This window comes from Streptomyces sp. NPDC029164 (assembly GCF_055563995.1).
Map to the genome: position 1 here is coordinate 109,933 of NZ_JBVHWW010000012.1, position 21,441 is coordinate 131,373.

At 75.9% G+C, this 21,441-nt stretch carries 14 protein-coding genes; 1 reads left to right on the forward strand and 13 read right to left on the reverse strand.

Annotation, left to right across the window (positions count from 1 at the left end; all coding sequences use genetic code 11):
* Positions 1–17: 17 nt before the first annotated feature.
* From ACZ4VT_RS14120 to ACZ4VT_RS14180, 13 genes are all read right to left on the reverse strand, one after another.
* On the reverse strand, positions 18–7,907 hold the full coding sequence (locus ACZ4VT_RS14120) for an amino acid adenylation domain-containing protein (protein WP_467949372.1): 7,890 nt from the start codon (positions 7,905–7,907) through the stop codon (positions 18–20).
* 67 nt (positions 7,908–7,974) lie between these two features.
* On the reverse strand, positions 7,975–9,702 hold the full coding sequence (locus ACZ4VT_RS14125) for a condensation domain-containing protein (RefSeq protein ID WP_467949374.1): 1,728 nt from the start codon (positions 9,700–9,702) through the stop codon (positions 7,975–7,977).
* A 54-nt stretch (positions 9,703–9,756) separates the two neighbouring features.
* A complete protein-coding gene (locus ACZ4VT_RS14130; protein ID WP_467949376.1) occupies positions 9,757–11,283 on the reverse strand; it encodes an AMP-binding protein in 1,527 nt (508 codons plus the stop codon).
* 61 nt (positions 11,284–11,344) lie between these two features.
* Positions 11,345–12,655: an aminotransferase-like domain-containing protein gene (locus ACZ4VT_RS14135; protein ID WP_467949378.1), complete on the reverse strand. Its 1,311-nt coding sequence runs from the start codon at positions 12,653–12,655 to the stop codon at positions 11,345–11,347.
* A complete protein-coding gene (locus ACZ4VT_RS14140; RefSeq protein ID WP_467949381.1) occupies positions 12,652–13,758 on the reverse strand; it encodes an alpha-hydroxy acid oxidase in 1,107 nt (368 codons plus the stop codon). Before ACZ4VT_RS14140 ends, ACZ4VT_RS14135 begins: the two co-directional genes overlap by 4 nt.
* Positions 13,755–14,837, reverse strand: coding sequence for a 4-hydroxyphenylpyruvate dioxygenase (hppD, locus tag ACZ4VT_RS14145; protein WP_467949382.1), 1,083 nt, complete (start codon positions 14,835–14,837; stop codon positions 13,755–13,757). Before hppD ends, ACZ4VT_RS14140 begins: the two co-directional genes overlap by 4 nt.
* Positions 14,834–15,652 (reverse strand): thioesterase II family protein, encoded by an 819-nt coding sequence (locus ACZ4VT_RS14150; RefSeq protein WP_467949384.1) that lies wholly within the window; start codon positions 15,650–15,652, stop codon positions 14,834–14,836. Before ACZ4VT_RS14150 ends, hppD begins: the two co-directional genes overlap by 4 nt.
* On the reverse strand, positions 15,649–17,454 hold the full coding sequence (locus ACZ4VT_RS14155) for a non-ribosomal peptide synthetase (RefSeq protein WP_467949386.1): 1,806 nt from the start codon (positions 17,452–17,454) through the stop codon (positions 15,649–15,651). The genes ACZ4VT_RS14150 and ACZ4VT_RS14155 overlap by 4 nt, the downstream gene beginning before the upstream one ends.
* Positions 17,447–18,538: a TauD/TfdA family dioxygenase gene (locus tag ACZ4VT_RS14160; RefSeq protein WP_467949388.1), complete on the reverse strand. Its 1,092-nt coding sequence runs from the start codon at positions 18,536–18,538 to the stop codon at positions 17,447–17,449. The genes ACZ4VT_RS14155 and ACZ4VT_RS14160 overlap by 8 nt, the downstream gene beginning before the upstream one ends.
* Entirely contained in the window at positions 18,535–19,383 is an 849-nt protein-coding gene (ddaH, locus tag ACZ4VT_RS14165) for a dimethylargininase (RefSeq protein ID WP_467949391.1), read from the reverse strand. Before ddaH ends, ACZ4VT_RS14160 begins: the two co-directional genes overlap by 4 nt.
* A gap of 4 nt (positions 19,384–19,387) precedes the next feature.
* The gene (locus tag ACZ4VT_RS14170) at positions 19,388–19,600 is read right to left on the reverse strand and encodes an MbtH family protein (RefSeq protein ID WP_030157721.1); all 213 of its coding nucleotides are present in this window, start codon (positions 19,598–19,600) and stop codon (positions 19,388–19,390) included.
* An 11-nt stretch (positions 19,601–19,611) separates the two neighbouring features.
* Positions 19,612–19,932: a hypothetical protein gene (locus ACZ4VT_RS14175; protein WP_467949393.1), complete on the reverse strand. Its 321-nt coding sequence runs from the start codon at positions 19,930–19,932 to the stop codon at positions 19,612–19,614.
* A 9-nt stretch (positions 19,933–19,941) separates the two neighbouring features.
* A complete protein-coding gene (locus tag ACZ4VT_RS14180) occupies positions 19,942–20,148 on the reverse strand; it encodes a hypothetical protein (RefSeq protein WP_467949395.1) in 207 nt (68 codons plus the stop codon).
* Positions 20,149–20,421: 273 nt separating this feature from the next.
* On the opposite strand from ACZ4VT_RS14180, the gene ACZ4VT_RS14185 reads away from it, so the two are divergent.
* Positions 20,422–21,399 (forward strand): LuxR C-terminal-related transcriptional regulator, encoded by a 978-nt coding sequence (locus tag ACZ4VT_RS14185; RefSeq protein ID WP_467949396.1) that lies wholly within the window; start codon positions 20,422–20,424, stop codon positions 21,397–21,399.
* Positions 21,400–21,441 lie beyond the last annotated feature (42 nt).

Below are 21,441 nucleotides of genomic sequence, written 5' to 3' on the forward strand. Positions count from 1 at the left end.
GGGGGCGGGGGGACGGCTCAGGCACCGGCGGCGCGGCGGAGCGTGGGACGGGCCTTCGGCGCGTCGGTGAGCAGGGCGGCGGTGCGGGCCGGGGTCGGGTGCTGGAAGAACTGGCGGATCTTCAGCTCCCGGCCGAGTTCGGTCCGGATCCGGCTGATCAGTCGGGTGACGAGCAGGGAGTGGCCGCCCAGGGCGAAGAAGTTGTCGTCCGGGCCGACCTCGTCCCGGTCGAGGACCTCGGCGTACAGGGCGCGGACGCGGTCCTCGGTGCTGCCGCCCGGGTCCGCGGCCGGCTCCGGCGCGGCGGGGGCGGCCGCGGCCGTGCGCGGGGCCGGGCCGTCGACCGAGCCGACCGCCCGCTCCGGGGCGGCCGCGAGACCGCGCAGCACCAGGGCCAGGTCCGCCGCCAGCCGCTCGGCGCTCGTACGGTCGAACAGCTCGGTCGCGTAGGTGAGTTCCCCGATGAGGCCCAGCGGGGTGCCGTCGGCGGCGCGCTGCTCCCCGAGGTCCACGCCGAGGTCGAACTTGGACACCGCCCACTCGACGGGGTGCGGCTCCGCCGTGAGGCCCGTCAGGCGGGGGAGGGCGGGCGGCTCGTTCTGGACCTGGAGCAGCACCTGGAAGAGCGGGTGCCGGGCGAGGGACCGCTCCGGGTTCACCCCCAGGACGACCCGCTCGAAGGGCACGTCCTGGTGGGCGTAGGCGGCGAGGCCGGCCTCCCGGACCCGGGCGAGGAGGTCCGTGAAGGACGGGTCGCCGGAGAGGTCGGTGCGCAGGACCAGGGTGTTGACGAAGAAGCCGACGAGGTCGTCCAGTGCCTCGTCCGTGCGGCCCGCGACGACGGTCCCGATCGGGATGTCGGTGCCGGCCCCGAGGCGGGACAGGAGCACCGACAGGCCGGCCTGGAGGACCATGAAGAGGGTGCAGCCGTGCTGCCGGGCCAGTTCCAGCAGCCGTCCGTGCAGCTCCGCGTCCAGCTCCAGGGGGACGGAGCCGCCAGCGAAGCTCGCCACCTCCGGGCGGGACCGGTCGTAGGGCAGGGCCAGCTCGGCCGGGGCGCCGGCCAGTTCCTTGGCCCAGAAGTCGAGCTGACGGGTGATCGGCGCGTCCGGGGCGCCCTCCGCGCCGAGCACGGACCGCTGCCAGACGGTGTGGTCCCGGTACTGCACGGGCAGCGGCTCGAAGGCGGGCTCCGCGCCCGCCAGGCGGGCGGCGTAGGCGGTGGCCAGGTCGGTCAGGAGCGGCCCCCACGACCAGCCGTCGGTGGCGATGTGGTGCACCACCAGCACCAGCACCCACTCGTCCCGCCCCAGCTCCAGCAGCCGGGCCCGCAGCGGCAGTTCGGCCGAGATGTCGAAGCAGTGGCCCGTCGCCTCCCGTACCGCGTCCGCGACGGCACCGGCGTCCGCGACGGCACCGGCCTCCGCGACGGCGAGGACCTCCAGCGGCACGTCGGCCGCCGCACCCTCCAGCAGCCGGATCACCGGTTCGCCACCGCACTCGTCGAAGACGGTCCGCAGCACCTCGTGCCGGGCCACCACGTCGCCGAGCGCCGCACGCAGAGCCGGCGCGTCCAGCGGGCCCCTCAGCCGGTAGGCGAAGGGCACGTTGTGGTGGCCGGACGGGCCCTCCGCCTGGTGCGCGAACCACAGCCGGTGCTGCGCCGAGGACAACGGCGTGCCCTGCCCGGGCTCCGCACGGCGCAGCGGCGGCCGCGCCCGGTCGGCGCTCCCGGCCAGCTCCGCGAGCGCGGCCACGGTCTGCGCGCGGAAGACGTCGCGCAGCGGCAGCTCGACCCCGAGGGCCGTACGGATCCGGCTGACCAGCCGGGTCGCCAACAGCGAGTGGCCGCCCAGGTCGAAGAAGCCCGCGTCGGCGGCGACCGCGTCGAGGCCGAGCACCTCGGCGAACAACCCCGCCAGGATCTCCTCCCGGGGGGTACGGGGGGCACGCCCGCCGGCAGCGGGCAGCGCGGGCTCGGGCAGGGCCCGGTAGTCCACCTTGCCGTTGGGCGTCAGCGGCAGCGCGTCCAGGACCAGGACGTACGAAGGCAGCATGTAATCCGGCAGCAGCCGCTCCAGCCGACGCCGCACCGAGGGGCCGGAGACCTCCCCGACCACGTACCCGGCCAGCCGCTTCTCGCCGTCCGCGGCGGCCCGTACGGCGACCACGGCCTGGCGGACGCCCGGGCAGGCGGCCAGCGCGGCCTCGACCTCGCCGGGCTCCACACGGAAGCCGCGGACCTTCACCTGCTCGTCGGCCCGGCCGAGGAATTCCAGCAGCCCGTCGCCCCGCCACCGGGCGAGGTCGCCGGTGCGGTACATGCGCGTCCCGGGCGCGCCGAACGGGTCGGCGACGAACCGCTCCGCGGTGGCCGCGGGACGTCGGTGATAGCCGCGCGCCACTCCGGCACCGGCGAGATACAGCTCGCCCGGGGTGCCCGGCGGCACCAGCCGCATCCGCTCGTCGAGCACGTAGGCACGGGTGCCGTCCAGGGGGCGGCCGATCGGCACCGGGCCGTCGGCGTCCGCGGCGCCGGTGATCAGGTGGGTGGTCGCGCACAGGGTCGCCTCGGTGGGCCCGTACAGGTGGCGGACCACGGTGTCCGGGCAGGCGGCCAGCACGGCGCGGACCGCGGCGGGGCTGACGACGTCGCCGCCGGTCAGCACCTCGCGGACGCCGGCCAGCAGGCCGGGGTCCTCCTCGGCGACCACGCGGAACAGACCGGCCGTCAGGTGCACGGCGGTGATGCCCGCCCCGCGGATCAGGGCGCCCAGCCCGGCGACCGTCGGCTCGCCCTCGGGGGCGACGACGACCTGCCAGCCCGACAGCAGCGCCACCCACAGCTCATAGTCGGCGATGTCGAAGGCGTGCGGCGCGTGGAACAGGACGCGCTCGGCGCCCCGGGTGTGCCAGCCCCGGTCGGCCACGAGGTCCAGGACGTCCCGGTGGGTGACGGCGACGCCCTTGGGCGCGCCGGTCGAGCCCGAGGTGTGCATCAGGTAGGCGAGCTGCTGGGGCGGGCACGGCGCGGGGGTGAACCCCCCGCCGTCCGCGAGAGCGCCGGGGGCCTCCGCCGCGCCGGCCAGGACCGTCCGCACGCCCTCCGGGGCGAGCCCGGCGTGCGCCTCGTCGACCAGCAGCACGGAGCAGCCCGCGGCGTCCAGGATCCGCCGGGTGCGCGCGGCGGGCTGGCCGGTGTGCAGCGGGAGGTACGCGCCACCCGCCTTGAGGACGGCCAGCATCGCCACGACCACGTCGGGGGAGCGCCCCATCAGCAGCCCCACCGGGGTCTCGGCGGTGACACCGAGGCCGGCCAGCCGCCGCGCCAACCGGTCGGCGCGCCGGTCCAGCTCCCCGTAGGTGATGGCGTCGGGGCCGGACACCAGGGCCACGGTAGCCGGGTGCAGCGCGGCCCGGCGGGCGAACTCCTCGTGCACGGTGCCCGCCGCGGTCTGCTGCGGTCCCTGCGGCAGCCAGGCGCCGAGCAGCTGCTCGCGCTCCTGCTCCAGCAGGACCTCCAGCGCCGAGACCCGGCCGCGCGGCGCGCGCACCGCGGCCCGCAGGACTCCCCGCAGCCGTTCCACGAGGGCGCGCACGGTGGCCTCGTCGAACAGGCCCGTACGGTACTTGGCGACCGCGCGCAGTCCCTCGCCCGCGGAGTCCGCCTCGGTGAACTGCAGCGCCAGCTCGAACTCGGCCCGCGGTACGTCGACCTCCTCAGTCACCGCGGTCAGCCCAGGCAGCTCCAGGCCGGCGGCGGCCGCCCGGCGCATCGTCAGCGCCACCTGGAACAGCGGGTGGTGGGAGAGCGAGCGGCGCGGGTTGACCGCCTCGACGACCTGCTCGAAGGGGACGTCCTGATGGGCGAAGGCGGCCAGGTCGGTGTCCCGGACCCGCTCCAGGAGTTCGGCGAAGGTCGGATCGGCGGAGACGTCGGTGCGCAGGACCAGGGTGTTGACGAAGAAGCCGACCAGCTCGTCCAGGGCTTCGTCGGTACGGCCCGCGACGACCGTCCCGATCGGCACGTCGGTGCCCGCGCCGAGCCGGGACAGGACCACCGCCAGCGCGGCTTGAAGCACCATGAAGACGGTGCAGCCGTGCGCCCGGGCCAGCCCCTCCACCTGCGCGGTCAGGGCCGCGTCCAGTCCGAAGGCAACGGCCGCGCCCGCCGGATCGGCCACCTCCGGCCGGGGCCTGTCGGTGGGCAGCACCGGCTCCTCCGGCAGCCCGGCCAGCGCGGTGCGCCAGTACGACAGCTGCTCCTCGGCCGCGCGGTCCAGCAGGGCGCGCTGCCAGAGCGTGTAGTCGGCGTACTGCACGGCCAGCGGCGGCCGCGGCTCGACGCCGCCGCCCGTGCGGGCCGCGTAGGCGTACGAGAGGTCGCCGAGCAGCGGCCCCCAGGACTCGCCGTCGGTGGCGATGTGGTGCAGGGCCAGCACCAGCGTGTGTCTCTCGGGCCCGGCCGTCAGCAGCGCGGCCCGCAGGGGTGTGTCGGTGGCCAGGCCGAAGGGGCGTGCGGCGATCTCGTCGATGTCCGCGCCGGCCGCGTCGAGGAGCTCCAGGGCCGGCGGGGCCGGGGGCAGCACGACCTGACGGGGCTCGCCGTCGGCCTCCGGGTGGACGGTGCGCAGGATCTCGTGCCGCTCGGCCAGGTCGGCCAGTGCCCCGCGCAGCGCCTCCACGTCGAGCGGACCGCCGAGCCGGAGCGCGACCGCGCTGTGGTAGGCCGGGTTCGGCCCGTCGAGCCGGTCCAGGAACCACAGCCGGCGCTGCGCCGGGGAGAGCGGCAGCTGCGCCGGGCGCGCCTGCGGCCGCAGCGCGGGACGGGCCCGGTCCGCGCCGTCGATCAGCGCGGCAAGCGCGGCCGGAGTGCGGGCGGTGAACACCTCACGGATGCCCAGCTCCGCGCCGAACGCCCCGCGCACCTGCGCCACCAGCCGCATCGCCAGCAGCGAATGGCCGCCCAGCTCGAAGAAGTCGTCGTCGGCGCCCACTTCGGGCAGGCCCAGCACCGACGCGAACAGGCCCGTCAGGATCCGCTCCCGCTCGGTGCGGCCACTGCGGCCGCCGGCGCGCAGGGCGGGGGCGGGCAGGGCCCGACGGTCGAGCTTGCCGTTCGGCGTCACCGGCAGCTCGTCCAGCACGACCACGGCCGGGACCATGTGCTCGGGCAGCGCGGCGGCCAGCTCGCCGCGCACCCCGGCGGGCGTCGGCGCGGCGCCCGGGCGGGGCACCACGTACGCCACGAGCCGGGGATCGCCCGGGCGGTCCTCGCGGACGACGACGGCCGCGTGAGAGACGCCCGCGCAGCCCGCGGCGGCGCTTTGGACCTCGCCCGGCTCGATGCGGAAGCCGCGGATCTTCACCTGGTCGTCGGTGCGGCCCAGGTACTCCAGGACGCCGTCGGCCCGCCAGCGCACCAGGTCGCCCGTGCGGTACATGCGGGCCCCCGGCTCGAAGGGGCAGGCCACGAACCGATCGGCGGTCAGAGCGGGCCGGCCGAGATAGCCGCGGGCCAGTTGCACGCCGGCCAGGTACAGCTCGCCCGGGGTACCGGGCGCCACCGGGGCGAGCCGGCCGTCCAGGACGTACGTACGGGTGTTGGCGGCGGGACGGCCGATCGGGACGGTGGCGTCCCCGGCCCGGCAGGGCCAGAGCGTGACGTCGACCGCGGCCTCGGTCGGGCCGTACAGGTTGTGCAGCTCCGCGCCGGGCAGGACCCGGAAGAAGGCGTCCTGGGTGTGCGGGGGCAGCGCTTCGCCACTGGCGATCACCCGGCGCAGCGAGCGGGCGTCCGCCGCGGCGGGCTCGCGCAGGAACACGTCGAGCATGGACGGCACGAAGTGCGCGGTGGTGACGGACTCCCGGGCGATCAGGTCGGCCAGGTAGGCGGGGTCCTGGTGGCCGCCGGGCTTCGCGACGACGAGGGTCGCCCCGGTCAGCAGCGGCCAGAAGAACTCCCACACCGAGACGTCGAAACCGCTCGGCGTCTTCTGCAGCACCCGGTCCCCGGCCCCCAGACCGTACTCCCGCTGCATCCACTCCAGCCGGTTGACGATGGCCCGGTGCGGGACCAGCGCGCCCTTGGGGCGGCCGGTGGACCCGGAGGTGAAGATCGCGTACGCCGGGTGGTCGGGAAGCACCACCGGCCGCGGTGCGGGATCCGCCGCGGGGAGCGGGACGTCCAGCCGCAGCGTCGGCGTCCCCGGCGTCTCCCAGCCGGTGCTCAGCACCAGTGCCGGGGCGGCGTCGGCCATGATCCCGAGGTTGCGCTCCTCGGGCTGGCCGGGGTCGACGGGCAGGTAGGCGGCCCCCGCCTTCAGCACCCCGCACAGGGCGACCATCAGGTCGAGGGAGCGCGGTACGGCGACCGCGACCAGGCTCTCCGGTCCGATGCCGCGTGCCGCGAGCACGTCCGCGAGGCGGCCCGCCCGCTCGTCCAGCGCCCGGTACGTCAGGGACTCCCCCTCGAAGACGACGGCGGTGGCGTCCGGGGTCCGGGCCGCCTGCTCCGCGAGCAGCGCGGTCAGCGTCGACCGGGGGAGGGCGGCGGCGGTGTCGTTCCACTCGGCCAGCACCCGGTGGCGCTCGGCCGCGGTCAGCGCGTCCAGGACCTCCACCGGCGCGTCCGGGTCGGCCGTCCATCGCTCCAGCAGCCGCACCAGCCGCTCGCCCAGCTCCCGCACCCGCTCGGCGGCGATGAGCGCGGGGTGGTGGCTCAGCCGCAGCCCGAGCGCCGCGCCCGGCTCGACCACCAGGGTCAGCGGGAAGTGCGTGGTGTCCCGGAACCGGATCCGCGCTTCGAGGCCGAAGCCGGGCAGGTCGAGCGCGTAGTCGCTCATCGGGAAGTTCTCGAAGACCAGGTTCGTGTCGAAGAGGGCGGACGGGGAACCGGCCAGCTTCTGGATCTCCGTCAGCCCCAGGTGATCGTGGTCCACCAGTTCTGCCCGGTCGCGCTGGAGCTCCGCGCAGACCCGGCGCAGCGGGGCGGCCGCGTCGATCCGGGCCCGCACGGGCACGGTGTTGATCAGCATGCCGATCATCCGCTCCGAACCCGGCAGTTCGGCGGGGCGGCCGCTGACCGTGAGACCGAAGACCACGTCGTCCTGTCCGGTGGCGCGGGCCATGAGCACCGCCCAGGCGCCCTGGACCACGCTGGTCAGCAGCAGCCCGCACTCCCGGGCCCGCGCGGTCAGCGCCGCCGTCCGCTCCTCGTCCAGCCGCACCACCACGTCCTCGGGGGTGGCGCCGGGGGAGACCCGGCCGGCGCCGTCCGCGATCCGGCCGGGGGCACCGAGACCGGCCAGGGCGGTGCGCCAGGCCTCCTCGGCGGCGGGCCGGTCGCAGCGCGCGAGGTGCGCCAGGTACTCCCGATAGGGCCGCACCGGCTCCGGCTCGCCACCCGCGTACAGGGTGAACAGCTCGCGGAAGAGCAGCCCGAACGACCAGCCGTCCAACAGGATGTGATGAGCCGTCACCAGAAGCCGGTGCCGGTCGTCCGCCAGCCGCAGCAGCGTGAACCGCAGCAGCGGCGGGCGGCGGCTGTCGACGCCCTGTGCCCAGTCCTCCTCCGTCAGCTCAGCGGCCCGTTCCGCGGCCGCCCCGGCGGGCAGAGCGCCGAGGTCGTGCTCCTGCCAGGCCGGCTCCATGTCCCGGCGGACCACCTGGACGGGATCGCCGTTCTTGCGGTGGGTGAGGACCACCCGCAGGTTGGCGTGGCGGCGCAGCAGCTCCCCGGCGGCCCGGCGCAGCCGTCCCGCGTCGAGCGTCCCGTCCAGGTCGACGGTGAACTGGGCGATGTAGAGGTGCTTGGAGTCCTCGTCGTACCCGGAGTGGAAGAGCATGCCCTCCTGCAGCGGGGAGAGGGGCAGGACGTCCTCGATGGCCGGCCGGCTGGTGTTCATGGCTGATGTCGCTTTCTGGGAAACCGTCGGAGAGCGGCGGCGGGGCGGGGGTGCGGTCCGGTGGGGGTCAGAGGAGGCCGAGGGAGGCCGCGAGGTCGTCCAGTTCGTCCTGGCCGATCGCGTCGAGCGTCAGGCCGGAGGCGGGCGGGACGGTGGACGGGACCGCGGGGCCGGTGTGGTCGGCGTGGACGACGAGGGCGCCGAGCATCCGGAACCAGCCCTCGGCCAGCGCCCGGACCTCCGCCTCGTCGTGGACGCCGTCGGCCCAGGCCCAGTCGGCGTGCAGGACGGGTCCGTCCGCCGACTCCAGCACGAAGGCGTTCACCTCGACGGCGTGCGCCATCGGCATGCCCGGGCCGGGGGCGTCGAGCCGGGCCCCGTGGGCGGGCAGCAGCTGCCAGTCGCCGCCGCCCGGACCGCCCAGCCGGCCCAGGTAGTTGAAACCGAGGCCCGCGGGCTCCGCCGCGGCGAGCTCCTTGCCGACGACCGGGTCGAGGTGGCGCAGCAGGCCGTACCCGATGCCCTTGCGCGGGATCGCCCGCAACTGCTCCCGGACCCGCCGCAGCGCCTCGGCGGCGGTGGGGCCGCCGTCCTCGGCGTCCGCCGCGCCCAGACCGTCCAGGGCGAAGCGGGTGGGGAAGAGAGTGGTGAACCAGCCGACGGTACGGGAGAGGTCGGCCTCGGCTCCGATGTCCTCCCGGCCGTGGCCCTCCAGCTCCACCAGGACCTCCGGGCCGCAGGGCCGCCACCGGGCCAGGGCCAGGGAGAGCCCGGTCAGCAGCACCTCGTTGGCGTCGGCGCCCAGCCGGTCGGCCGCCGACGACAGCAGCGGCCCGGCCGTCGCCGCGGGCAGGGTCAGGGCGAGGTGCCCGGCGCGGTCCTCGTGGTCGCGGGCCGGGTCCAGCGGGCGGCGGCCCGCGATGCCCGCACCCGGCCGCACCACACCGCTCCAGTACGGGGCTTCGGCCGCGGTCCGCTCCCCGGCCGCCTCCGCGGTGAGCAGCTCGGACCAGCGGCGGAACGAGGTGGCCACCGGGTCGAGGGCGCCGGCGGGAGCCCGTCCGGCGGCGACCGCCCCCCAGGCCCGGGTGAGGTCGCCGGTCAGCACCCGCCAGGAGATCCCGTCCACGACCACGTGGTTGACGACCAGGGCCAGCGCCCCGGGCAGCCCGGCCCCGGCGTCGAACCAGACGGCCTGCACGATCACCCCGCCGCCCACCGAGAGCCGGTCGCGGGCCGCGCGCACCTCCCGCCCGACCTCCTCGGCGGTGGCCTCGCGGCCCTCCGTCGCCACCCGGCGCAGGCACTCCGCGGCGCGCACCGACCCGGCCGGGCGGGTCCGCCAGCCGGAGCCGTCCCGGACCACGCGCAGCATGTCGTGCCGGTCCAGGACCGCCTGCAGCACCTCGGCCGCGCTCTGCCCGGTCAGCCCGGCCGGGGTCCGCACCACCAGGTACTGGTAGTAGCGGTCGGCGGGCCCGCCGCGCTCGTCGAGCCAGCGCATCACCGGCGTCGGCCGGACCGGCCCGACCCCGTCGTCGGCACCCGGCCGGGCGGACCCGGCACCCGGCCGGGCGGCGGCGGCCAGGGCCGCGATGTCCGGCAGGGCCAGCACGTCCCGGACGGTGATGCGCAGCCCGGCGCGGCGGGCCGCACCGACCACCTGCACGGCGATGATGCTGTCACCGCCGAGCCGGACGAAGCCGTCCTGCGGGCCGACCTCAGGGATTCCGAACAGGTCCGCCAGGACACCGCACAGGATCCGCTCCGCCTCGGTCACGTCGATTCCTCTCATGGTCTTCCTCGTTCTCGTTCGCCGCGGGCCTCCACGGGCACCCGCGCGTGCTTGTCAGACGGCGGCGCGGGCCGGGGCGAACAGCGCCCGCAGGGCGGCCCGGTCGACCTTTCCGTTGGCGGTCACCGGCAGGTCCTCCACGGGCCGGAAGTGCCGGGGCACCATGTACGCGGGCAGGTGCGCCGCGCACGCCGCGGCCAGTTCCACGGGCCCGGGGCCGTCCGCTCCCGTCCGGGTCCACACGGCTGCGAGCCGGCGAGACCCCGCGACCTCCACCGCCACCACCACGGCCCGGCGGACCCCGGGGACCGCGCCCAGGACCGCCTCGACCTCGCCGGGCTCGACCCGGTACCCGCTCACCTTGAGCTGGTCGTCGGCCCGGGCCACGAAGTGGAAGTCCGCCCCGTCGAACCGGACGACGTCCCCCGTGGCGTACGTACGGCGCGGGGTCCCGTCGCGGTGGGGCAGCGTCCGGAAGCGGGCCGCGGTCAGCTCCGGGTCGCCCAGATAGCCGAGGCCGACACTGCCCCCGCCGACGACCAGCTCCGCCTCCTCGCCCGCCGCGAACGGCCGCAGCACGCCGTCCGCCTCGCGCAGCAGCTCCGCCCCGGCGACGGCACCGCCGATCGGCGGGTGCTCGGGCCAGGACGCGGCCTGCCGCGGGTCCAGCCGGTACTGCGTGACCACGTGGGTCTCGCTGGGCCCGTACTCGTTGACCAGGGCGACCCCGGCGGCCGCGCAGAAGTCCCGCACCTCGGAGTTGACGACGAGGCGCTCGCCCGCGACCGCGATCTCCCGCAGGTCGGGCATCGCGTCCGGTTCGAACACGGCGGCCGTGGCCAGCGCGTGCAGCCCCACCACCGGCAGGAACAGCCGGGCGACGCGCTGTGCGCGGATCAGGTCCATCAGCGCGAACGGATCCTGGCGTTCCTCGTCGCAGACCACGACCAGCGCGGCCCCGGCCAGCCAGGTGGCGACGATCTCCTCGTAGCCCACGTCGAAGCCGATCGAGGCCGCCTGGAGGGTGTGCGGCGGGCGGTCGTGGGCCCAGTGCCGCACGTGCCAGTCGCCGAGCGCGGCCAGCACCGACGGGGGAACGGCCACCGACTTGGGCTCACCGGTCGATCCGGACGTGGGGATGACGTACCCGACGGTCCCCTCGCGCAGCTCCTCCAGCGGGGCGCCGCGCAGCTCGCCGAAGGCGACCTCGGCGGGGCCGAGCCCGGTCGGCGCGGTGTGGTCGGGACGCACCAGCAGGGCGCAGAGCCGGGCGATCCGCGCGGCCCGCGGCGCGGGCATGCCCGGGTCGACGCAGACCACGCCCAGGCCGGCCCGCCAGGCGCCGAGCACCGCGGCGCAGCGCTCCCAGGACCGTTCGCCGTGGACGGCGACCACGTCGTCCGGTCCCAGGCCGCGGGCGGCGAGCCCGCCCGCGATCTCGGCGGACAGCCGGTCGAGTTCGCCGTACGTGCGGGCGACGCCGCCGTCGACGACGGCCACCGCCGCGGGGTCGCGCCGGACGGCACGGATCAGGGGCCGGACGAGCGAATGCCGCGGTCCGGGCGCGTCGTCGGTGTGCATGGACGTTCCTTCTGGGGATGGTGCGGGGCAAGGGGGGAGGAGTGCGGGCGGGGCGACGGGCTCAGGCATGCGGTGCCGCGCCGTGCTCGCCGATCAGCGCCGCCAGCCGGTCGAGCCCGTCCTCGATCCGGTCGGGGTCCAACGAGCTGCACGACAGCCGCAGTTGGCGCCCGGCCCGCTCCTGGTCGCTGAAGTGGCGCATCGGCGTGAAGAGCACCCCGTGCCGGACGGCGGCCTCCTCGACCAGGGCGTCGGTCACCGGGAACGGCACGTCGAGCACGACGAAGAAGCCGCCCGCGGGGGTGATCCACCGGATCCCGGGCATCCGGGCGAACCGCCGGTGCAGCCCCTGGAGCAGACAGCGCAGGTTGCGCCGGTAGACGTCGATCTGGCGGCGGTTGGCCTCCAGCAGGCTGCCGCCGTGCTCCAGCAGCATGCCGCCGACCAGCGCCTGCGTCACCGGCGAGGTGTTGACGGTCAGCATGCTCTTGGCCCGGGCCAGCTCGTCGGCCAGCAGCGCCGGGCCGCCCGCCCCCGTGACCCGCTGGTCCGCGACGGCGAAGCCCACCCGGGCGCCGGGGAAGCAGGTCTTGGCCAGCGAGCCCAGGTAGACGACCCGCTGCCCGGTGTCGAGGGACTTCAGCGTCGGCGGCCGGGAGCCGTCCGCCAACCGGAAGTACCCGTACGGGTTGTCCTCCAGCAGCAGCACGTCCTCCTGCTCCGCGACCTCCAGCAGCTCCCGGCGCGTTCCCGTATCCAGGCAGTGGCCGCTCGGGTTGGAGAAGTCCGGCACCAGGTACAGCGCCCGGGGCCGCTCGCCGGCCGCGCGGACCTCGCGGATCCGCTCGCGCACCTGCTCCGGACGCACCCCGCGGGGGCCCTCGGGCACCGACCGCACCGGGAGGTCCAGCAGCCGGGCCGCGCCGGTCAGCCCGACGTACGTCGGGTCCAGGGCCAGCACCACGTCCCGCGGGCCTGCCTTCAGGGCGCGCAGCACGAGCCACAGCGCTTCCTGCGCGCCCACCGTGACCAGGACGGCCTCCGGGTCGCAGACGATGCCCTCGTCCCCTTCGAGGTGACGGGCGATCAGCTCGTGCACGACGCCCTTGGTGCGGCCGTACTGGAACAGCTCCCGCCGCACCCCGGCCTCGTCGTAGCCCTTGTCCGCGGTGAGGTGGTGGATGTACGTGTCGAGGTAGCGGTGCAGGTCGGATGGGTCGAAGAAGTCCTCCGTCGGCCGCCCGGGGGCGAAGGAGACCGCCTCGGGGAACCGTGCCGCGATCTCGTTGAGGAAGGTCATGGACAGCAGCGCGGGGTCCGCGAGGGACGCGTGCAGATCGGCCCGGTCCAGGGCCACAGAGGTGAGGGTCACCGGCCCGCCCCCAGCGTCGTCAGCCAGGGGGCGTCGGCGGGGGTGCCGCAGCCCGACAGCTCCAGGGCGGAGCGCAGTTCGGCCGCCAGCAGCCCCAGCACCCGGGACACGCCTTCCGCGCCGTCCGCGGCCAGGCCCCACAGGACGGGCCGGCCCAGCAGCACCCCGTCCGCGCCGAGCGCCAGGGCCTTCAGGACGTCGGTCCCGCCGCGGATCCCGCTGTCCAGCAGCAGCCGGCAGGACGGCGGGACCGCCTCCCGGACCGCGGGCAGCATGTCCGCGCTGGCGACCGCGCCGTCGAGCTGTCGGCCGCCGTGGTTGGAGACGACGACGGCGTCCGCACCGACCGCGGTCGCGGTCGCGGCGTCGCCCGGGTCGAGGATCCCCTTGACGATCAGAGGCAGTCCCGTCTGCTCCCGCAGCCGGGCCAGGTCGTCCCACCCCAGGGCGCGGGCGAAGGACTCGGCGGTGTGCTCCGCCACCGCGCACGTCCCGGCCCGGCGCTCGGCGGCCCGGCGGGTCGTGGCCGGGTCGAGGTGCGCGGCCGCCACGCCCGCCGGCAGGGCGAAGCCGTTGCGCAGGTCGCGCAGCCGCCGGCCCATCGAGGGGACGTCCACCGTGACCATCACCGCGGCGCAGCCCGCGTCCTCGGCGCGCCGCACCAGCTCGGCGGTGAGGCCCGGGTCCCGCTGGCAGTACAGCTGGAACCAGGTGACCCCGCCGAGCGCCGTGACCTCCTCCACCGGCACGCTGCTCAGCGTGCTCAAGGTGAACGGCACCCCGGCGGCCGCCGCCGCACGGGCCGTGGCCAGCTCGCCCTCGGGGTGGAGCAGCCGCTGGTAGGCCATCGGCGCGACCGCCACGGGCAGCGCCGCCCGGCCGCCCGGGAGTTCGGCCGACGTGTCGAGGGCCCCGGGGCCCGACAGGACGCGGGGGACGAGGCGGATCCGGTCCAGGGCGGCCCGGTTGGCGGCCAGGGTCAGCTCCTCGCCGCTGCCGCCCGCGATGAAGTCCCAGACCTCCGGGGGCAGGGCCCGGCGGGCGGGACCGGCGAAGTCCTCCAGACGGACCGGGACCGTCGAGGTGTCGTGACCGCCGCTCACCGCAGGACCTCTCCGGCGCCCAGCCGCTCGGCCTCGACGGCCTCGTACAGGGCCTTGATGTTGCCGTTGCCGAAGGTGCGGGCGCCGAACCGCTCGATCACCTCGTGGAAGAGGGTGCGGCGCGGGTGGGTGGAGCGGGTGAAGATCTGGAAGAGCTGCCCGTCGTGGTCCTCGTCGACCAGGACGCTGATGCGCTGGAGCTCCTGCGTGGAGTGCCGGGCCAGGTCGAGCCGGTCCGCGAGCATCGTGTAGTAGGTGTCGGGGACGCTCAGGAACTCCACGCCGCGCTCGCGCAGCGTCCCGACCGCCCGGACGACGTTCCGGGAGGCGAAGGCGATGTGCTGGACGCCCGAGCCGCCGTGCTCGGCGAGGAACCGGTCGATCTGCCCCGGATCGCGGGAGGTGTCGGGCTCGATCAGGGTCAGGGTGACCTCGCCGGAGGCGCTCTGCACCACCTTGGAGTTCATGGCCTGCGCGCCGACCCGGATGAGCTCCTGGAAGATCATGCGGAAGCCGAGGACGCGGGTGTAGAACTCCACCGTCCGGGCGAGCTGCCCGGCGGGCAGGCAGACCGCGAAGTGGTCCAGCTCCTCCAGGAGTTCGCCGTCCGCGTCCGGTGCGGCGGCGCCCGGCAGCGGGGTGAAGCCCGGGGGCAGCCCGGCCGGGTCCGGCTCGACGAGGGTGTGCACGACGTCGCCGAACCCGGAGATCACGGCCCGGGTGCGGCCGTCGGGGTGCCGGCGCGGCACGGTCAGGGGGACCGCGCCGCGGGAGACCGCCTCGTCGAAGACGGCGGCCACGTCGGGCACGCTCAGCGCGATGTCGGCGACGCCGTCGCCGTGGGCCAGGACGTAGGCGGCGCCCGGGTGGTGCGGCGAGCGGGCCTGGGTGAGGACGAGGGAGATCCGGCCCTGGCACAGGAGCAGGGACTCCGCGTCGGCGGACGCGGCGCGGGCGACCGCACGGAAACCGAAGCGGCCGGTCATCTCGGCCGCCGCCGACGCGAGGTCGGCGACGTAGGACTCGACGTGGCTGATGCCGAAGGCGGGGGAGAAGGTCATGGAGCTGCCGTTCGTCATGGGGCCGCCGTCCCTCGCGGGGCGGCGGACAAGGAGAGGACGGGGGCGGGGGCCGCGGCGGCCCCGTTCGTCAGCGAGGGGATCCGGGCGGGCAGGCCCCGCCACACCTCCGGGGTGTAGAAGTGGCCGCCGGGCAGGACGTCGTGGCGGAACGGGCCGTCCGCCAGCGCCGCCCAGCGCGGACCCACGTCCTCGCCGATGACCGGATCCGCGTCCCCGGAGAAGACCTGGAGCGGGACGCCGGTCCGGGCACCGGGGGTGTGGGTGAAGGTGTCCCGTGCGGCCAGGTCGGCCCGCATCAGCTCCACGGCCATCTCGGTCAGCTCGGGTTCTTCGAGGACGTGTCCGGGCAGCAGGCCGTGGGTGGTCATCCAGCCGAGCAGCTCGTCGTCGCGCTGTCCCTGGGCCAGGAACCGGTCCCGGTCGGTGACCCCGCGGTCCGGGGCGTTGCAGGCGGAGACGACCAGGGCGCGCGGCGGGGGCGCGCCCGCCGCGGCGAGCCGTACGGTGACGTCGAAGGCCATCCAGCCGCCCATGCTGTGCCCGAACAGGACGTACGGGCCCTGCCCGGCCACCGCCGCGACCCCGGCGGCGGCGTCCGTCGCGAGCTCGTCCCAGGTCCGGGCGAACTCCTCGGCGAACCGCCCCTCGCGCCCCGGATAGCAGACGGCCACCAGGCCGGCGCCGTCCGGCAGGGCCGGGATCCAGTCGTGGAAGGTGGCGGTGCCCCCGCCGCAGAAGGCGAGGCAGACCAGAGTGGGCGCTCCCTCCCCGGTCTCCTTCAGGCGCACCGCGGTGGTGTCGAGGACGCTCACGAGGCCTCCCCGACGGCCGGGGCGCGCACCGACCGAGCGTGCCGGGCCAGGTCCGCGAGGACGGGGAAGCGGTAGACGTCCTTGGTCCGCAGCGCGATCCCGGCGTTCTTCTTCAGCCGGGACACCACGCGCAGCGCCAGCAGCGAATGGCCGCCGAGCGCGAAGAAGTTCGCCTCCGCGTCGACGCCGTCCCGGCCGAGGACCTCGGCCCACACGCTCGCGATCAGCTCCTCCAGCGGGCCCTCGGGGGCGCGCCCTGAGGACTCCGGCCCGGCTGCGGGGGCCGTCGGCAGCGGCGGCAGCGCCTCGGTGTCCACCTTGCCGTTCGGCGTCAGCGGGAGCGCGTCGACCGTGACGAAGACGGACGGGACGAAGTACGCGGGCAGCGTGGCCCCGCAGTGCCGGCTCAGCTCCGCGTCGGTCACCCGGGCCCCGGGAAGCAGGACGCAGTACGCCGCGAGGAGGGTGTCGCCGTCCGGCCCGGTCCGGGCCACGGCGACGGCCGCCTCCACCGCCGCGTGGTCGCGCAGCCGGTCCTCCAGCTCGCCCGGCTCCACCCGGAAGCCACGGACCTTGAGCTGCCGGTCGGTGCGGCGCAGGAACTCCAGACCGGAGCCGGCCCGCCAGCGCACCAGGTCGCCCGTGCGGTACATCCGGCTGCCGTCGGTGGCGAAGGGGTCCGCGACGAACCGCGAGGCGGTCAGCCCGGGCCGGCCGACGTAGCCGAGGGCCACTCCCGGCCCGGCCAGGTACAGCTCGCCCGTGGCGGCCGGCCGCAGCCCCTCGTCGAGGACCTGGGCGCGGACCCCGGCCAGCGGCTCGCCCAGGCGTGGGGTGGCCCCGGTGATCCGGGTCGCGGTGGCGTCGACGGTGCACTCGGTCGGGCCGTACAGGTTCCAGGCCTCCACGGCCGGGTCCTCGGCCAGCGCCCGCCACATCGGTACCGGCACCGGCTCGCCGCCCAGCAGCAGCCGCAGCGGACGCCCGGGCCGCAGCCGCGGACCGGTCAGCCGCCAGTGCGAGGGGGTGCAGTCGAGGTCGGTCACGCCGTACGCGTCGAGCAGCGCGTCGAGCCGGGCCGGGTCCGTGCGGTCCTCGTCGTCCAGGACGACCAGGGTGTCGCCGCGGCACACGCGGACCCACTGCTGCACGGACGCGTCGAAGGACAGGCTGGCGTTCCAGGCGACCACGCGGTGGCCGGGCGGGTAGACGCCCCGCTCTTCCAGGCCCGCGACGAGGGCGGTGACGCCGGCGTGAGTGACCTCCACACCCTTGGGCAGCCCGCTGGAGCCCGAGGTGTGGATGACGTAGGCCGCGGTGGCCGGGTGCCCGGCACGGCCGGACGGCTCCGCGTCGGCCTGCGCGGCAGGCGCCGCCATGCCCGGGTACGCCGTGTCCGGGGCGGGCGTGTCCGGGGCAGCCGTGTCCGGGTCCAGGACCGGCAGGCCCTCGGCCCACTCGGGCGCGTCCCCCGCCCGCCCGACCACCGCACGCAGCCCGGCGTCGGCCGCGATGTGCGCGAGCCGCTCCCCGGGGTACGCCGGGTCCAGCGGGACGTAGGCCGCACCGGCCCGCCACACCGCCAGCGGGACCACGGCCCAGCCCGTGCCGCGGGGCAGGCTCACGCCGACCCGGTCGCCCGGGCGGACGCCGAGCCCGCGCAGCGCCGCGGCCAGCCGGGCCGTGCGCCCGGCCAGCTCCTCGAAGGTCAGGGCACCGTCCGCGGCGTGCACCGCGGCCCGGCCGGGGAAGGTCCGGGCGGTCTCCAGGAACCGCTCCACCAGGTTCGTCGGCTCAGCCACGGGACACCGCCGCCACGGTTCCGGCGCGCGGGGCGACGGTCGGGGCGCAGTCCGCCACCGCGACCGGGTCGCCCATGGCCACGACGATCCGCCGGTCGCCGCGGAAGGGGTCGCGGCCGTGCGCGGTCAGGACGTTGTCGACGATCAGCAGGTCCCCGGGCTGCCAGGCGCGGCGCACGGTGACCCGCTCGTAGGCGGCGTTGACGGCCGCCAGGTCCGCCTCCGTCAGCGGGACGCCGTCACCGAGACCCGTGTCGAAGGGCAGCCCTTCGGGGCCGAGTTCGTCCAGCAGGACCTCGCGCAGCTCCTCGTCCAGCGAGAAACGGTTCCAGAACGCCATGTGGTTGAACCAGACTTCGTCGCCGGTCTGCGGGTGGCGGACGATGCCCGGCCGCACCTGGCTGGTGCGCAGCGTGCCCTCTTCGTCCCAGGCGCAGGCGATGGCGTTCTCGGCGCAGTACGCCTCGACCTCCTCGCGGGTGGTGGCCCCGAAGGCGGACTGCCAGGCGACCGAGAGGGTCTCCGAGTAGGTGCGGGTCAGAACCCAGCCGGAGGCGCGCATCCGCTCGACCAGAGCGGCGGGGAGCGATCGCAGCACCTCGCGGCAGTCGGTGACGGGTGTCGCGCCGCCCTCCTCGGGGGCGGTCAGGCAGCCGAAGAGCAGCAGGCCGGGGAAGGTCAGTGTGTAGCTGTTCTCGTTGTGCGGGCGGATCGCCTGCGCGGCGGGCAGGTCGGTGGAGGAGAAGACGCCGGAACCGAAGTCGCTGCGGGGGGTGGCCTTCTCGCGGTACGGGGTGGCCCGGCGGACCAGCTCGTCGCGGACGACGGCGAAGTCGTCGACGCTGCGGACCGGCAGCCCGCTCACGTACACGGCGCCGAACCGGTCGAGTCCGGCGCGCAGTTCGGCGCCGTGCTCGGCGACCCAGTCCCGAGCGGCGGCCGCGTCGGCCAGCTCGGGGGCGCGGACGGTGGCCGGGGCGCCGGGCTCGATGAGCCAGTCGAGGACACCCGCGAGGGGGGCGGCCTCCGTGGCGGTGGCCTCGGCGGCGGTGGCCGCTGCGGGTGTGGTCGGGTGGGGGCTCATGCGGCACCACCCGCGGTCGGCGCCTGCGCGGCGTGACGGAGCTCCAGGGTGCAGCACTTGACGCTGCCGCCGCCCTTGAACAGTTCGGACAGGTCGACGCCGATCGGCGTGAAACCGCGCTCGGCCAGCCGGTCCGCGAGCCCGCGGGCGGCCTCGGCGAGCAGGACGTTCCGCCCGTCGGAGAGCGCGTTCAGCCCGAAGGCCTCGGCGTCCTCCTCCGTGGCCAGCAGCGCGTCCGGGTACAGCTCGCGCAGCACCGCCTGCGACTCGGCCGAGAAGGCACCGGGGAAGTACATGATCTCGTCGTCGTCGAGCACGGCGAGGGCGGTGTCCAGGTGGTAGAAGCGCGGGTCGACCAGGGTCAGGCCCACCACCGGGGCGCCGAGCACCCGTTCGGCCTCGGCGTGCGAGGCCGCGTCGGTGCGGAAGCCGGTGCCCGCCAGGATCCGGGACCCGGCGACCAGGTAGTCGCCCTCGCCCTCGTTGACGTGCTCCGGGGCGACCACCTCGGCGTAGCCGTTGGCCTCGAACCAGGCCTGGTAGGCGGGGGCTTCGGCGGCGCGCTCGGGGTGGCGGAAACGGGCCATCAGGACGCGGTCGCCGAGCACGGTGGCACCGTTGGCCGAGTAGACCATGTCGGGCAGCCCCGGAACCGGTTCGATCAGGTCGACCGTGTGCCCGAGCTCCTGGTAGAGGGCGTACAGCCGCTCCCACTGCAGGACGGCCAGGTCGGTGTCGGTCGGCTTGGCCGGGTCCATCCAGGGGTTGATGCGGTAGTCGACGGTGAAGTGGGACGGGCGGCACATCAGGTAGTGCCGGGGACGGGCGGTGCGCTGGACGGTCATCGGCTCAGACCTCCCCGAGGGCGGCGACCAGACCGGCCGGACGCAGATCGGTCCAGGTCTTCTCGATGTGGTCCAGGCAGTCCTGGCGACCGGCCGGGCCGTGGGTGGCCGTCCAGCCGGCGGGCACCTCGATCGAGGCGGGCCACAGGGAGTGCTGGTTCTCCTGGTTGACGAGGACGAAGTAGGTGGCTTCGTCGTCCTCGAAGGGGTTGGTCACGGGTGCTCCAGTCACGTCGTGGTGGTGGGGATCGCGCCGGGTCGCGCGAGGCTGGTGGGTCCGGTGGCGAGTTGCCAGCCGTGGAAGGGGGAGGGAGGCGCGAGCACGCGGCGGCAGATGGCCAGGGCGGCCTCCGCGGCGGTCGTCCCGGGCGTGGCCACGGTGAAGAGTCCGAGGTCCACGCCGTGCGGACCGCTCCGCACACTGATGTGCTCCAGGCGCTCTCCCGGGCGGGCCGCGCCCCAGAGCAGGCGGAGCAGGCGGCCGTCGTCCGCGGGGCCGGGGCCGGGGCCGGGCCCGGGCGGGACGAGAGAGACGAGGGTCAGCTCCACGCGCCCGGGTCAGTCCCAGATGAGGCCGTACGTGACCGCGCCCGGGGCGGCCGGGAGGGGCGCCGAGGCCGCCAGGACGGTGGCGGCCCCGGCCGTGTCCGCACCGGACGGCCCGCCGCCGGCGGTGAGCGCGAGGGCGGCGCAGGCGACCGCCGCGGCGACGGCCACGGCAGCGGTGCGGACCGGACGGACGGTGGTGCGGACGCGAGAAGTCATGGAGGTGCCCTCATCGGGAGTGGGGAAGGGGTGCCGAGCGGCACGCCTCCATCCTCGCCAAGGTGTTGACCTGGGGGAACGGGTTCAGGGGTGGCGGAAGCGGCCAGGACGCTTTGGGACAGCCGCCCCCGGCCAGGCCCCCGGCCGGCGGCCGGCCGGAGCCGCGTTGACCCGCGTTGACCCGCGTAGAGGGCGTGTCTATGTCACGTAGATCTCCGGCAGACAGGCTGCTCGCAGATCGATGGGGGCGACCGCATTTCAAGAGGGGAACCGATGTCCGTGACGCTCGACCTGGAGGAGCTCGACCAGACGGTGTACGAGGAGGTGCTGGCCCGGCCCGAACTGGGCCTGGTCGAACTTGCAGCCCGGCTCGGGGTGGAGCCCGACCGGGTCCGCGACTGCCTCGACCGGCTTTTCGAGCTGCGCCTGGTCCAGGCGTCCTTCGAGACGCCCGGCCGCTTCACCGTCGTCGACCCGGTCCTCGGGATGCAGCGGCTCTTGGACCGGCAACACGAGGAACTCGTGCGCCGGCACCGGCAGGCCGCGGGCCACCAGCAGGCCCTCGTCCGGATCCTCGCGGGCGCCGGCTCCGGTGGCCGCCCGGCCGAGGGCGTCGAGCGGCTGGCCGGACTCGACGCCGTGCAGCGGCGGTTGGAGCGCCTGGCGCTGGAGGCCAGGACCGAGGTGCTGACCTTCATGCCGGGCGGCCCCCAGTCCGCGGCCGCGCTGGAGGCCGCCGAACGCAACGACGCCCTCGTGCTCGGCCGCGGCGTCGCCATCCGCACCATCGGGCTGGACCTCGTACGGGAGGATCCGGGCACCCTGCGTTACAGCCGGGAGCTGCTCGCGGGCGGCGGGGCCTTCCGTACGGTCGCCGCGCTGCCGACCCGGATGGTGCTCGTCGACCGGACCCACGCCCTCGTTCCCATCGACCCGGCGGACAGCCGCCGGGGCGCGCTGTTCCTCTCCGCGCCCGGCATGATCGCCCCGCTGGTCGCGCTCTTCGAGCGGGAGTGGGGCGCGGCCGTACCGCTGGGCGCGGATCCGTCGGAGGGCGTGTACGTACCCACTGAGCAGGAGCGCTCCCTGCTGGGCCTGCTGGCCGAGGGCCACACCGACGAATCCGCCGCCGGACAGCTGCACATCTCGGCCCGCACCGCCCGGCGGATCATGGCCTCGCTGATCGAACGGCTGGGCGCCCGCAGCCGGTTCGAGGCGGGGCTGCGCGCGGCCCGCCTCGGATGGGTGTGACCCGGACGCGGTCCCTCCGCTCCGCCGCGCGGACCCGGCCGG

Bases quoted from the DNA above. Each gene is read 5' to 3' on its own strand.
- ACZ4VT_RS14160 (WP_467949388.1), bottom strand. From the start codon at position 18,538: ATGAGCCCCCACCCGACCACACCCGCAGCGGCCACCGCCGCCGAGGCC.
- ACZ4VT_RS14130 (WP_467949376.1), bottom strand. From the start codon at position 11,283: ATGCACACCGACGACGCGCCCGGACCGCGGCATTCGCTCGTCCGGCCC.
- ACZ4VT_RS14185 (WP_467949396.1), top strand. From the start codon at position 20,422: ATGTCCGTGACGCTCGACCTGGAGGAGCTCGACCAGACGGTGTACGAG.
- ACZ4VT_RS14125 (WP_467949374.1), bottom strand. From the start codon at position 9,702: ATGAGAGGAATCGACGTGACCGAGGCGGAGCGGATCCTGTGCGGTGTC.
- ACZ4VT_RS14120 (WP_467949372.1), bottom strand. From the start codon at position 7,907: ATGAACACCAGCCGGCCGGCCATCGAGGACGTCCTGCCCCTCTCCCCG.
- ACZ4VT_RS14180 (WP_467949395.1), bottom strand. From the start codon at position 20,148: ATGACTTCTCGCGTCCGCACCACCGTCCGTCCGGTCCGCACCGCTGCC.
- ddaH (WP_467949391.1), bottom strand. From the start codon at position 19,383: ATGACCGTCCAGCGCACCGCCCGTCCCCGGCACTACCTGATGTGCCGC.
- hppD (WP_467949382.1), bottom strand. From the start codon at position 14,837: ATGACGAACGGCAGCTCCATGACCTTCTCCCCCGCCTTCGGCATCAGC.